This window comes from Saccharopolyspora aridisoli (genome assembly GCF_004348445.1).
GTDB classification, from domain to species: Bacteria; Actinomycetota; Actinomycetes; order Mycobacteriales; family Pseudonocardiaceae; genus Saccharopolyspora; species Saccharopolyspora aridisoli.
In genome coordinates, this window is record NZ_SMKV01000012.1 from 34,966 (window position 1) to 47,148 (window position 12,183).

11 protein-coding genes and 1 pseudogene are annotated in these 12,183 nt (G+C 69.1%); 5 read left to right on the top strand and 7 right to left on the bottom strand.

The genetic code is table 11. From position 1 onward, the window contains the following. The first annotated feature begins 139 nt into the window (after nucleotides 1-139). From deoC to E1161_RS11915, 3 genes and pseudogenes are all read left to right on the top strand, one after another. Nucleotides 140-1,110: pseudogene (deoC, locus tag E1161_RS11905) on the top strand (deoxyribose-phosphate aldolase). Next, nucleotides 1,110-2,546: an aldehyde dehydrogenase family protein gene (locus E1161_RS11910; protein ID WP_132622638.1), complete on the top strand. Its 1,437-nt coding sequence runs from the start codon at nucleotides 1,110-1,112 to the stop codon at nucleotides 2,544-2,546. The pseudogene deoC and the gene E1161_RS11910 overlap by 1 nt, the downstream one beginning before the upstream one ends. Then, nucleotides 2,539-3,411 carry an aldehyde dehydrogenase family protein gene (locus tag E1161_RS11915; protein ID WP_132622640.1) on the top strand — a complete coding sequence of 291 codons (873 nt, stop codon included), beginning with the start codon at nucleotides 2,539-2,541 and terminating at the stop codon, nucleotides 3,409-3,411. Before E1161_RS11910 ends, E1161_RS11915 begins: the two co-directional genes overlap by 8 nt. Before the next feature lies 1 nt (nucleotide 3,412). On the opposite strand, the gene E1161_RS11920 is transcribed toward E1161_RS11915, so the two are convergent. From E1161_RS11920 to E1161_RS11930, 3 genes are all read right to left on the bottom strand, one after another. Then, on the bottom strand, nucleotides 3,413-4,033 hold the full coding sequence (locus E1161_RS11920; RefSeq protein WP_132622642.1) for a hypothetical protein: 621 nt from the start codon (nucleotides 4,031-4,033) through the stop codon (nucleotides 3,413-3,415). Next, entirely contained in the window at nucleotides 4,030-4,383 is a 354-nt protein-coding gene (locus E1161_RS11925; protein WP_132622644.1) for a PadR family transcriptional regulator, read from the bottom strand. Before E1161_RS11925 ends, E1161_RS11920 begins: the two co-directional genes overlap by 4 nt. A gap of 83 nt (nucleotides 4,384-4,466) precedes the next feature. Further along, nucleotides 4,467-5,048 carry an SMI1/KNR4 family protein gene (locus tag E1161_RS11930; protein ID WP_132622646.1) on the bottom strand — a complete coding sequence of 194 codons (582 nt, stop codon included), beginning with the start codon at nucleotides 5,046-5,048 and terminating at the stop codon, nucleotides 4,467-4,469. A gap of 258 nt (nucleotides 5,049-5,306) precedes the next feature. On the opposite strand from E1161_RS11930, the gene E1161_RS11935 reads away from it, so the two are divergent. Then, complete coding sequence (locus E1161_RS11935) at nucleotides 5,307-6,530, top strand: primosomal protein (protein WP_132622648.1); 1,224 nt, start codon at nucleotides 5,307-5,309, stop codon at nucleotides 6,528-6,530. Nucleotides 6,531-6,536: 6 nt separating this feature from the next. On the opposite strand, the gene E1161_RS11940 is transcribed toward E1161_RS11935, so the two are convergent. The 3 genes from E1161_RS11940 to E1161_RS11950 form a co-directional block, all read right to left on the bottom strand. Further along, entirely contained in the window at nucleotides 6,537-7,112 is a 576-nt protein-coding gene (locus tag E1161_RS11940; protein ID WP_132622650.1) for an RNA polymerase sigma factor, read from the bottom strand. Nucleotides 7,113-7,207: 95 nt separating this feature from the next. Further along, nucleotides 7,208-7,972 carry an IclR family transcriptional regulator gene (locus E1161_RS11945; RefSeq protein WP_235874963.1) on the bottom strand — a complete coding sequence of 255 codons (765 nt, stop codon included), beginning with the start codon at nucleotides 7,970-7,972 and terminating at the stop codon, nucleotides 7,208-7,210. A 109-nt stretch (nucleotides 7,973-8,081) separates the two neighbouring features. Continuing rightward, complete coding sequence (locus tag E1161_RS11950; RefSeq protein WP_132622652.1) at nucleotides 8,082-9,170, bottom strand: adenosine deaminase; 1,089 nt, start codon at nucleotides 9,168-9,170, stop codon at nucleotides 8,082-8,084. Between the two features lie 344 nt (nucleotides 9,171-9,514). Between E1161_RS11950 and E1161_RS11955 the strand changes: the two genes are divergently transcribed. After that, entirely contained in the window at nucleotides 9,515-10,753 is a 1,239-nt protein-coding gene (locus E1161_RS11955; protein WP_132622654.1) for a hypothetical protein, read from the top strand. 61 nt (nucleotides 10,754-10,814) lie between these two features. Here the strand turns inward: E1161_RS11955 and E1161_RS11960 are convergent, their stop codons facing one another. Next, a complete protein-coding gene (locus E1161_RS11960) occupies nucleotides 10,815-12,107 on the bottom strand; it encodes a thymidine phosphorylase (RefSeq protein WP_132622656.1) in 1,293 nt (430 codons plus the stop codon). Nucleotides 12,108-12,183: the final 76 nt, after the last annotated feature.

The following is a 12,183-nucleotide window of genomic DNA, read 5'->3' on the forward strand; positions in this document are numbered from 1 at the left end:
GGTCCTGATCTACGTGACCGGGTGGAACGGACTCCGGTCATGGACGGTTCAGACCGGCACTGCCCTCTCCGGACGCCCTGAGCAGGGGCTACGCGTCAGGCGAGGTGTGGCGTGATCGTTCCACCCGGACGCCAACCCGATGTCTGGACCTAGACTGCTGGGCATGGCATGGACGCCGTTCGATCTTGACGACGCCGTGCGGGATGACCGGTCGCTGCGCCGGTTCCTGCACGGTCTTCCTGGCGTTGACCAGGTGGGGTTGGAGCAGCGCGCCGCCGGGCTCGGCACCCGGAGCATCAAGGGAAGCTCGAAGATGCGGGCCATCGACACCGCGATCTCCATGGTCGACCTGACGACCCTGGAAGGCGCCGACACCGAGGGCAAGGTCCGGGCGCTGTGCGCCAAGGCTCGGCGACCCGACCCCGGCCAGGACGGGATTCCTCAGGTCGCAGCCGTGTGCGTGTACTCCGACCTGGCCGCCACCGCCGTCGCCGAGCTCGACGGATCCCGGATCCACGTGGCCTCGGTGGCCACCTCGTTCCCGTCCGGCGTGCCGCGCGGGCCGTGAAGCTCGCCGACGTCGAGCACGCGGTGACCGCCGGGGCCGACGAGATCGACATGGTCATCGACCGGGGCGCGTTCCTGGCCGGGCGCTACGGGCAGGTCTTCGACGAGGTCAAGGCCGTCAAGGCCGCCTGCGGGAACGCCCACCTCAAGGTCATCCTGGAGACCGGCGAGCTGGCGACCTACGACAACGTGCGCCGGGCGTCGTGGCTGGCGCTGCTGGCCGGGGGCGACTTCATCAAGACCTCCACCGGCAAGGTCTTCCCCGCCGCGACGCTGCCGGTCACGCACCTGATGCTGCAGGCGGTGCGCGACTGGCGGGATTCCACCGGTGAGCTGCGCGGCGTCAAACCCGCGGGCGGCATCCGCAACACCAAGGACGCGATCCGCTACCTGGTGGCGGTGCACGAGGTCGCCGGCCCCGAGTGGCTCACCCCCGACCTGTTCCGGTTCGGCGCATCCAGCCTGCTCAACGACCTCCTGATGCAGCGGCGAACCCAGCTCGAAGGCCACTACAGCGGCCCCGACCACGTGGCGGTGGACTGATGACCAGCCCCTGGGAGTACGCGCCCGCGCCGGAGTCGCGCGAGCTCGCCGACCTCAAGCCGAGCTACCGGATGTTCGTCGACGGCGAGTTCGTCGACGGCGGTGGGCAGACCATCAAGACCATCAACCCGGCGACCGAGGAAACCCTCGCCGAGGTGGCCACGGCCGACACCGGCGACGTGGACCGCGCGGTCGCCGCCGCGCGCCGCGCCTACGACCAGGTGTGGTCGACGCTGCCGGGCAAGGAGCGGGCGAAGTACCTGTTCCGGATCGCGCGGCTCATCCAGGAGCGCGGCCGCGAGCTGGCGGTGCTGGAGACGCTGGACAACGGCAAGCCCATCAAGGAATCCCGCGACGTCGACGTACCCACCGCCGCCGCGCACTTCTTCCACCACGCCGGCTGGGCCGACAAGCTCGACCACGCCGGGTTCGGGCCCAACCCGAAACCGCTGGGCGTGGCCGGTCAGGTGATCCCGTGGAACTTCCCGCTGCTGATGCTGGCCTGGAAGATCGCACCCGCGCTGGCCTGCGGCAACACAGTGGTGCTCAAGCCCGCCGAGACGACTCCGCTGAGCGCGCTGGTGTTCGCCGACATCTGCCGCCAGGCCGGACTCCCGGCCGGTGTGGTCAACATCGTGCCGGGCGCCGGTGACATCGGAGCCGCGCTGGTGGCGCACCCCGACGTGGACAAGGTGGCCTTCACCAGTTCGACCGAGGTCGGCAAGCAGGTCCAGCGGACCGTGGCCGGGACCGGCAAGAAGCTGACGCTGGAGCTGGGCGGCAAGGCGGCCAACATCGTCTTCGACGACGCGCCCCTGGACCAGACCGTCGAGGGCATCGTCAACGGCATCTTTTTCAACCAGGGCCACGTGTGCTGCGCCGGTTCCCGCCTCCTGGTGCAGGAGCCCGTGGCCGAAGAGCTGCTGGCGAAGCTGCGCGCGCGGGTGAGCACGCTGCGCGCGGGTGACCCGCTGGACAACAACACCGACATCGGCGCCATCAACTCCGCCGAGCAGCTCAGCAAGATCACCGAGATGACCGCCGCCGGCGAGGCCGAGGGAGCCCAGCGCTGGAGCAGCCCTTGCGAGTTGCCGGAACGCGGCTTCTTCTTCGCGCCGACGGTCTTCTCCGAGGTGCAGCAATCGATGCGGATCGCCCGCGAGGAGATCTTCGGGCCCGTCCTGTCGGTGCTGACCTTCCGCACGCCCGACGAGGCGATCGCCAAGGCCAACAACACGCCCTACGGGCTGTCCGCCGGGGTCTGGACCGAGAAGGGCTCGCGGATCCTGTGGGCGGCGCAGAAGCTGCGCGCGGGCGTGGTCTGGGCGAACACGTTCAACCGTTTCGACCCGACCGCTCCCTTCGGCGGCTACCGCGAATCCGGGTTCGGCCGCGAGGGCGGCCGGGCTGGTTTGGAGGCGTACCTCGATGTCTGACGTTGCCGATCGGCTGGCCGTCGCGAAGACCTGCAAGCTCTACATCGGTGGCGCGTTCCCGCGCTCCGAATCCGGACGGGTGTTCGCCGTGACCTCTGCGGACGGGGAGTTCCAGGCCAACGTCGCGCACGCCTCGCGCAAGGACGTGCGCGACGCCGTCGCCGCGGCCCGCGAGGCGTTCGGCGGCTGGTCCGGTGCCACCGCCTACAACCGGGGCCAGGTGCTGTTCCGCATCGCCGAGGTGATGGAGGGGCGGCGCGAGCAGTTCGCCGCCGAGGTCTCCACCGCTGAAGGCGTCCCCCGGGAGACCGCGCTGTCCACTGTGGACACCGCGGTGGATCGCCTGGTCTGGTACGCGGGTTGGACCGACAAGATCGCGATGGTGCTCGGCGCGTCGAACCCGGTGGCGGGCCCGTACTCCTCGTTCAGCACGCCCGAACCGACCGGGATCGTGGGCGTGCTGGCGCCGCAGGAATCATCACTGCTGGGCCTGGTCAGCGTGATCGCTCCGGTGATCGCGGCGGGCAACACCTGCGTGGTCGTCGCCTCCGGCGAGCGACCGCTGCCCGCGATCACGCTCGCGGAGGTGCTGGCCACCTCGGACGTGCCCGGCGGGGTGGTCAACGTGCTGACCGGGCGGGCCGCCGAGCTCGGCCCGTGGCTCGCCTCCCACGCCGACGTCAACGCGCTCGACCCGACCGGAGCCCCGGCCGAACTGCGCCGCGAGCTCGCGCGCTCGGCTGCCGACACGGTCAAGCGGGTGCTGCCGGTCCGCGGCGAACCCGACTGGACCGGCGAACCCGATCTCCAGCGCCTGCGCGCCTTCACCGAGATCAAGACCGTGTGGCACCCGGTGGGCACCTGAGTCACTTCGTGGCGGGGTACCGGACGCGGTTGCGGCGGATGGTCTGGGTGAGCAGGGCCGCGAGCGCGACCAGGAAGACCACGCCCAGGGTCAGCACCAGCCAGCTGGGCGAGCTCAGCACCGGGGTGACGTCGTCGAGGAACTTGTTGCAGATGATCTGCGACCCCAGCGCGAGGACCGCGGCGACCGCGACACCGGCCCCGTAGAGCTTGTTGTGGGAGCGGGCCGTGTAGGCGCGGAAGGCCAGCAGCGTTCCGATGATGATCAGCACCAGCAGGATCGGCTGGGCCACGACATCGCGCAGCGAGTAGTCGATCGTGGGCTGGTCGAGGGCCAGTCCGTCGCCGAAGAACGACGTGCCGAACATCGCCAGCGTGCCCGACGCGATCGAGATGCCCACGGTCTCGCCGGTCGACCGCTTGCCGGTGGAGGGATCGAGCTGCGCGGCGACCTGCTTGGCGTAGTCGCGGGGCTTGCCGAACGCCTCGTTCGGGTCCTCCCCGGTCTCGGTCACGTGCGCCTCGACCTCGGCGAGGACCTCCCCGACCCGCTGGCCGGATATCTCGTGCAACCGCAACGCCTTGAGCAGGTCATCGTGGTACTTCTTGCCCAGCGTCATCATGCTCGCACCCCTCGTTCCACAACGGTGATCGAGTTCCGGGCGAACTCGACCCACTTCGGTCCCATCTCCGCCAGCGCGGCGCGGCCCTGATCGGTCAGCGAGAAGAACTTCCGACCCGGGCCGCCTTCGCCCGCCCGCCACTCCGCTTGCAGCAGGCCGTCGGCGGCCAGCCGGTTGAGCAGCGGGTAGAGCGTTCCGGCCTTCATGTCCGGCAGTCCGGCCTCGGCCAACCGCTGCAGCAGCGTGTAGCCGTAGCCCTCTCCGCCTTCGGCCAGCAGCGCCAGCACCGCGAGGTCGAGCACCCCGCGCAGCCATTGCGCCTGCCTGGCCGTCGTCGTCCGTTCCGCCATGACTAGAAAGTAACACCGACTAGTATGTGAGACATACTAGTGGGTCAGGAAAAATCCCCACCGGGCCTCCGATGGGGATCTGATCAGCGGATCTGCCAGTCCAGGCGGCCGTCCTCGGTCACCGTCGGGTAGCTGTGCCCGGCGGGGGCGCCGTCGTTCAGCGCCCGGTGCACGTCGGCGAGCATCGCCGTGATGCCCTGCCACTCCGGCCGCAGCACCTGCGCGTGCTCCTGCTCCCACTCCAGCACGCACCCGCGCAACGGCCCCGGCCGCAGGTCGACCACCAGCTCATCGGCGAACCCATCACCGGCGATCGGGATCCACGACGGGTGGAAGCTCGATCCCGGCGATCCCGCGTAGTAGTCGCAGGCCGGCCGGTCCCACTGCGCCGTCCAGGTCTTGCGGTGATCGCGCCACGCCGACAACGCCTGGTGCGCGCCGTAAGGCGTGTAGAACGGCGGCAGGACGTCGGCCAGCACATCGCCCTCGGTACCGCCGCAGCAGATCCACAGCGCTCGCAGCTCGTCCGGCAGCTCGACGGAGAACTCGCCCTCGAGCTCGACGAAGTCAGGTTCCTGGACTGGCGGACGCAGAGCGGCTGCGGTGACCGGCGCATGTCGCCCGAGCCAGTGCGCGATCTGACTCCACAGCTCCGTGACATCCATTCTGATCATGGTCGCGCGCCGCGCACCGGGGCGGTACCGCCAAAGGGGACTTCGGAGACGAACGGTGAAGGCGCTGGACCGAACAGCGGATCCGAGTAGTCCTGAAGCCCGAGGAGCGACAGACGATCGTTACGAACTGTTCCGTCGGCCGTTGCAATGATCGAACGAGATACGGTGACACCGGACCAGGGCACAAGCCGTCCACGGCCAACCCGTAGGCTTCCGCGGGGTCTGGTTCTGGTGACCGGAGGTAGAGAGATGGCGCAGGACATCGTCCCCATCGAGCTTGGGCTGCCGCAGGGAGACGTCGTCACCCTGTGGGCACCGCACTGGCGCGAAGATGGTGAGGAATGGGAAGCGTTCCTCGGGTACGGGGATGACCTCTACGGCTTCCCCGATCCCGCGCGGCTGGCCGCGTTCGTGCGAACAGCACGGGAACACGACCTCGACGACCACCCGGCGTGGCACGTGGTGCCCGCGCTGTCGGCCGTCGAGCTCAGCCCCGACGAGGACCACCAGTTCGACCTGGTCGGCGTCCCGGAGCTGGTGGCGGAGCCGCTGGACACCTGGACCGTCGCCGAACTCGCCGACATCGTCGAGATCGCCCGGTCGCTGGCCGAGGTGTGCGAACTCGACGCCGTGGACGAGATCCTCGACTCGGCCGACGGTTTCTCCCTGCTCAACCAGGGCATGCTGGCCTTCAACGGCCGCGACGGGCAGAAGCGCTGGAACGAGCTGTGCAAGGTCGTGGTGGAGCGCTGGGACGAGGTGCTCGACGCAATCGACTCCGTCGTGACCACCCCCGACGTCCCCGCGGACGCGGTCGCCACCGCCGAGACCGAGCTCGCCGAGGCGACCGAGACCTACTCCGACGAGGACAGCACCACCTCGGACTCCGATGTGGACGAGATCGAAGAGGTCGAACTCGGCTTCTGGGGCGAGATCGGCATCGATCCCATCCAGATCGTCACCAGCGACAGCGAGCTCTACACGTTGCGCTGCTACCTGGGCGACGACCCGGTCTTCCTCGGTGACCACGGCAAGATCGACGTGTTCACCTCACGGCGCGCGCTCGCCCGCTTCCTCGCCGACGACGAGGCCGTCGAGAACACCGACCTGGCACGGGTGACCACCTGGCAGCGCCTGCGCGACGCGGCCACCGGCGGTGAGTTGGAGGTCGAGGTCGAGTCGGACAACACCTACGTGCTGGCCGGCCTGGACACCGACCTCGGTGAAGGTCCGTCCGAAGTGGACCCAACCCAGCTGGACCTGGCCGAGGAGCTGCTGCTCGACGCGGCGGCCTGGGCCGGCGACGACAGCGCCGAGAACGCCTTGCAGTCCTCGGAACGACTGGGCTGGCTGGTGTCGTTCATCCTGCGCCCGAGCCCGAACCGGATGCCCCCGAGCCCACCGTTCGACGCCGAGGTCCAGACCTGGCGCAAGCTCATGGCCGACCTCGAAGAGCGCTTCCGCAAGCACTGAACCGGCTCAAGCGGCCGAGGTCAGCTCCGGGGTCGCGAGGCGCTGCTTGTAGGCCTGGCGGAGTCCTTTCCGGGCCCGGTAGACCAGGGCCGCCGCGCTGTTGCGGCTGAGGTTGTAGCGGCGACTCAGGTCCGACGGCGTCTGGTCCTCCACCTCGACCGACCACAGGACCTGGCGCCAGCGCGCGGGCAAGCAGGCGAACGCCTCGCTCACGCAAGCCCTCTCGAACTCGCCGATGGCCGCATCGATGAACTGCACCGGTTCCTCCGGCTCGCAGAACTCGTCGACGTCGGCCGCCAGGAGCGTTCGGCGCGACTTGGCGTTGACGCCAGCGGCGAGGTTGCGGATCGTGGTGAGCAGGTACGCGCGGAACGCCCGCTCCGGACCGCTCCCCCTGCGCAGCACGTCGAGGATCTTGGCGAACGCCTCGGAAACGAGGTCGTCGGCGTCGGCCGGAACCGCGGCGACCTGCAGAGCCATGGTGTGCGCTGCCGTTCTGTGCCGGGCGTAGAGCTCTGCGAACGCGATCATCGATCCCGTTCGGACCTCGTGCAGCAACGTCCCATCGTCGCCCGCTGACATCGGGTAAACCCCTCACTGGCTGCTTGTGAAAAATCTTCGCGCTGCGCTGGAGGGGGTGACAAGGCGCCGATTTTCAGATGGTGATCACGGGGTGGTCAGTTCCAGCAGACCCGATCGCCTGCCAGCGCGAGAGCTCGGGCGATCTCGTCGGCCGCAGCGCTCAGCGGACGCACGTAGTCGCCGGTGGTGGCGAGCTTGTGGGCCGGGAACGAGATCGCGAGCGTCACCGGCGATGCCGCGCACTGGACGCGAGCCGCCAAGCAGGCCGTGCCCAACGAGTACTCCTCGGTGTCGGCGACCAGCTCCGATGACGGGCGCTCCACCAGCTCGCGCACACCGGTGACGGTGCGCGGGGTGAGGTCCTCCGGTGGGTGCCGGCGGAAGTGATCGGCGCGTTCGTCCTTGCTGAGCCCGGCGAGCAGGCACTTGCCGAGGGCGGTGGCGTGCGCCGCGTGCCGGAAGTCCACCCACGCGTCCACCCTGGGCGTGCGCGGGCTGTCCACGATCTCGTCGACCTGGACCTCGCCGTCCTGGTAGCGGGCCAGGTAGATCGCCGCGTTGAGGGCCTCGCGGATCTCGACCATCACGCCGCGAACCTTGGCGCGCAGCTGCTGCGCCTGCGCGGAGTCGTGCAGGCCGGTCACCTGCTCGCCGACGATGTACGCGCCGTCGTCGAGCTTGACCAAGTAGCCCTCGTGGACGAGGGTCCGCAGCAGGTGGTAGGTCGTCGAGAGCGCCAGTCCGGTGTCGCGGGCCAGGCACTTCGCCGTGATCCCACCGGGGTGCTCGCCGACGACTTCCAGCAGCCGGAGCGCGCGCTGGACCGACGCGATCAACGTGGGTTCGCTGGCCCCTCTCACCTGTGCCTCCAGGACAGTGCAGCGACTCGGACCTGTGCTGGGCATCTCCAGCGGCACGACGGTGCGCCGCCGGGAACTGTTGCAGCCTAGCGCCATCGCGATGTCCCGGTCAGGACAACATGTCCGCGTACCCGGGCTTGATCTGCTCGTTGATGATCGCCAGCCGTTCGTCGAACCCGAGGAACGACGACTTCATCGCGTTCACCGTGAACCACTGGAACTCCTCCCAGCCGTAGCCGAACGTCTCGTGCAGCGCGGTGAACTCGCTGGACATCGAGCAGTGGCTCATCAACCGGTTGTCGGTGTTGACCGTGACGCGGAAGCGCAACCGGGCCAGCAGGCCGATCGGGTGATCGGCGAGCGAGGTCACCGCGCCGGTCTGCAAGTTCGACGAGGGGCACATCTCCAGCGGAATTCGGCGGTCCCGCACGTAGGAGGCGAGTCGGCCGAGGTGCACCGTGCCGTCGTCGTCGACCTTGATGTCGTCGACGATCCGCACCCCGTGCCCGAGCCGTTCTGCGCCGCAGTGCTGGATCGCTTCCCAAATGGAAGGCAATCCGAAGGCCTCACCTGCGTGAATCGTGAAGTGCGCGTTCTGCTGCCGCAGGTATTCGAAGGCGTCGAGGTTGCGGGTGGGCGGGAATCCCGCCTCCGGGCCGGCGATGTCGAAGCCGACCACCTGCGCGTCCCGGTACCGGATGGCGAGATTGGCGATCTCGGTGGATCGCGCGTTCTGCCGCATCGCGCACAGCAGCGTGCCGATCCGGATTCGTTTCCCAGCGGCCTCCGCGCGGCGCTCTCCCTCGCGGAAACCGTCCTGCACCGCTTGCACGATCTCGTCCAGGGTCAGGCCTCGCTCCTGGAACAGCTCGGGCGCGTAGCGGACCTCCGCGTAGACCACGCCGTCGTCAGCCAGGTCCTCGGCCGCCTCGGCCGCGACCCGGAACAGAGCGTCACTGGTCTGCATCACACCCACGGTGTGCGCGAAGGTCTCCAGGTAGCGCTCCAGCGAGCCCGAGTCCGCGGCCGTCACGAACCAACGCGCGAGGTCATCGGCGTTGTGGTGGGGCAGCCCGGGATACCCGCCTTCGTGGGCGAGATCGAGGACGGTCTGCGGACGCAGCCCGCCGTCGAGGTGATCGTGCAGCAGAACCTTCGGCGCCTGCCGGATGTTTTCCAGGTTCACCGGTGTCGACATGCGACTACGTTACCCGCCTGGTACGGCAACTCACACAGCGACACGTATTGATCACCCCACGACTTCAGCACTGTTCAGCAGGCATCCACCCCTGGACCATTCGGGGTTCACAGCCGATTGGCCGAACGGCGCCTGCGAAAAAACTCACCCAGATGGCGGCAGATGACTTTCTCAGAGCAATCAGTTCTGGATGGTTGATGCGAACAGCCCATGCACCGAGGGCTGATCGGCCCCAATTGGCGGATGAATGTCGCGGAATGTAACGGGGGGCGGCTATGAGCGCGAGAATGCAGTGGCTAGGCTTCTCAAGTCCTCACCCCCCTCGACGAAGGACGCCCCTAGCCGTGACCGAGAACATGTCGTTCGACCGCATGCGCAACATGCTCACGCGTGCGGCTGAGATCCGCGAAAGCGAACAGCAGCAAATTTTCGACGCACTCGACGAAATCCACGCCCGGCTCTCCCCGCTCGAGTCCCTGGGCTCGGTGCGCAAGCGCCTGTCCGAGCTTCCCGACCGCACCGAGGTCAGCGTGCTCGCCGAGCGGCTCGACGAGACGCTGGCGAAGCTGGAGGCGCACGACGGTGCGCTGCTGGACCTCAAGGGCGCCGTCGAGACCATTGTGGACAAGCTCGCCAAGCCCTTCGCCCAGCTCGACGGCCGCCTGGACGGCGTCGCGGGGCGGATGGACGGCGTCTCCGGCCGCATGGACGGCCTGGAGGACAAGCTCGGCCACATCCACAAGCGCATGGACGAGCTCGGCTCGCACCTGGACAAGCAGGACAGCCGCCTCGAAGCCCTCCCGGCGTCGGTCAACGACCCGGTGCGCGACCGCATCGACTCGCTGGAAACCAGCCTGCGCGGCCGGTTCGCCGAGATCGACGAGGGCGTGCACGAGCACCTGGACGGGACCCGCGAGGCCCTGCAGCGCGCGGTCACCGACTCCGCGGGCACGACCCAGAAGGGCCTCAGCGAGGCCCAGAAGGAGCTCGCCGCTTCGCAGAAGGAGTTGGCGGAGGCCGTTTCCGGTTCCCGCGACCAGCTGGACTCCAAGCTGGACCACCTCGCCGAGCGCCCGGCCGTGGACCCGACCGACAAGCTCAACGACCTGGCGCAGCGCCTGGAAGCGCTGACCGACCGGCTGGACCAGGTCTCCGGCCGCCTCACCCAGGTCGAGGACAACGTCAACACCCGCATCGACACCGTCGAGCAGGGCGTCAGCACCCGGCTGGACAACGTCGAAGAAGGCGTCAAGACCGGTCTGGGCGAGCTGGGCGGCACGCTGTCGCAGAACCTCTCGCAGCTGTCCGGCACGTTGTCCCAGCGTCCCGACGCCGACAAGCTCAACACCCTGGTGCGCGAGGCCAACGAGGAGAGCGAGCAGCGGCACGCCGGTCAGCTGGACGAGGCCATGGCCACCTTCGCCGAGCTCATCCTCGGCGGCAACGCCCAGTCGAGCCCGCCGCCGCCCACGACGCTGCCCCGTCAACAGCGCCGCGGACGCTCGAAGAGCGCCAAGCGCGACAACGGCGAGAACAAGGCGTTGGAGAGCGGCGACGACGACTTCACCGCCGAGAGCGCCTGACCCGCCCCGGACCGTCTTCCAGGCTCGTCCTGGTCGGCGGGCCGGGTAGCGGAACGAGAGCTCAGCGGGATGACCGGTCCGCGGTGACCTTGTCGAGGATCAGCGGTGTCGACACGACGTCGGCACCGCTGATTTCGCATGCGCCCGCGAGCGCTTCCTCGACCTGGGCGAGGGTGTGCGGGCGATCGGTGTGCAGTTCCAGCAGCGGTTGTCCCGCGGTGACCTGCTCGCCGGGTTTGGCCAGGCAGACCACGCCCGCGGCGTGGTCGACGGCGTCCTCCTTGCGAGCTCGGCCGGCACCGAGCCGCCAGGCGGCGATGCCGACCTCGTAGGCGTCGAGCCTGGTCAGCGTGCCGGAGTCCGATGCGGTGATGGTCGTGACGTGCTCGGCTCGGGGCAGTTCGGCTTCCGGATCGCCGCCCTGCGCCGAGACCATCCGGCACCACGCGTCGTGGGCGCGGCCGTCGGCCAGCGCTTCAGCCGGGTCCACATCGGACACCCCCGCGTGGTGGAGCATCTCGCGGGACAGCTCGACGACCAGCTCCACCACGTCCGGTGGCCCGCCACCGCGCAGCACCTCAACGCTCTCGGCGACCTCCAGGGCGTTGCCGACCGCGCGCCCCAGCGGCACCGACATGTCGGTGATCAGCGCGCTGGTGCGCAAGCCGTTGGCGGTTCCGATGCTCACCAGCGCATCGGCGAGTTCGCGGGCCCGGTCCAGGTCCTCCATGAAGGCGCCGGAACCGCACTTGACGTCGAGCACCAGCGACTGGACGCCTTCGGCGATCTTCTTGCTCATGATCGAGCTCGCGATGAGCGGGATCGATTCGACGGTTCCGGTGACATCGCGCAGCGCGTAGAGCTTGCGGTCGGCCGGGGCCAGGCCCTCGGTCGCCGCGCAGATCACCGCACCGACCGCGTCCAGCTGATCGCGGATCTCCTGCGCCGACAGGGTCGACCGCCAGCCGGGTATGGACTCCATCTTGTCCAACGTGCCGCCGGTGTGCCCCAGCCCTCGCCCGGACAGCTGCGGAACCGCCGCTCCGCAGGCCGCCACCAGCGGTGCCAGCGGCAACGTGATCTTGTCCCCGACACCGCCGGTCGAGTGCTTGTCCACGGTCGGCCTGCGCACGTCGCCGAGCGCGAGCGTCTCGCCGGAGGCGACCATCGCCGCGGTCCACCTCGAGACCTCCTCCGGGGTCATGCCCCGCAACAGCACCGCCATCGCCAGAGCGGACATCTGCTCGTCGGCGACGTCACCTCTGGTGTAGGCGGCGACGACCCAGTCGATCTGCTCATCGCTGAGCCGCAACCCATCTCGCTTCGCCCGGATCACGTCAACCGCGGAGAACACGACGCCACCTCCACACCTCCTGCTGCTGGTCCACCCTGCCCGATGCAGAGGCGCGTCCCCGACCCCAGGAGGTCGA

Coding starts and splice junctions, on each gene's coding strand:
- E1161_RS11910 (WP_132622638.1), top strand. CDS start 1,110: ATGACCAGCCCCTGGGAGTACGCGCCCGCGCCGGAGTCGCGCGAGCTC.
- E1161_RS11915 (WP_132622640.1), top strand. CDS start 2,539: ATGTCTGACGTTGCCGATCGGCTGGCCGTCGCGAAGACCTGCAAGCTC.
- E1161_RS11920 (WP_132622642.1), bottom strand. CDS start 4,033: ATGATGACGCTGGGCAAGAAGTACCACGATGACCTGCTCAAGGCGTTG.
- E1161_RS11925 (WP_132622644.1), bottom strand. CDS start 4,383: ATGGCGGAACGGACGACGACGGCCAGGCAGGCGCAATGGCTGCGCGGG.
- E1161_RS11930 (WP_132622646.1), bottom strand. CDS start 5,048: ATGGATGTCACGGAGCTGTGGAGTCAGATCGCGCACTGGCTCGGGCGA.
- E1161_RS11935 (WP_132622648.1), top strand. CDS start 5,307: ATGGCGCAGGACATCGTCCCCATCGAGCTTGGGCTGCCGCAGGGAGAC.
- E1161_RS11940 (WP_132622650.1), bottom strand. CDS start 7,112: ATGTCAGCGGGCGACGATGGGACGTTGCTGCACGAGGTCCGAACGGGA.
- E1161_RS11950 (WP_132622652.1), bottom strand. CDS start 9,170: ATGTCGACACCGGTGAACCTGGAAAACATCCGGCAGGCGCCGAAGGTT.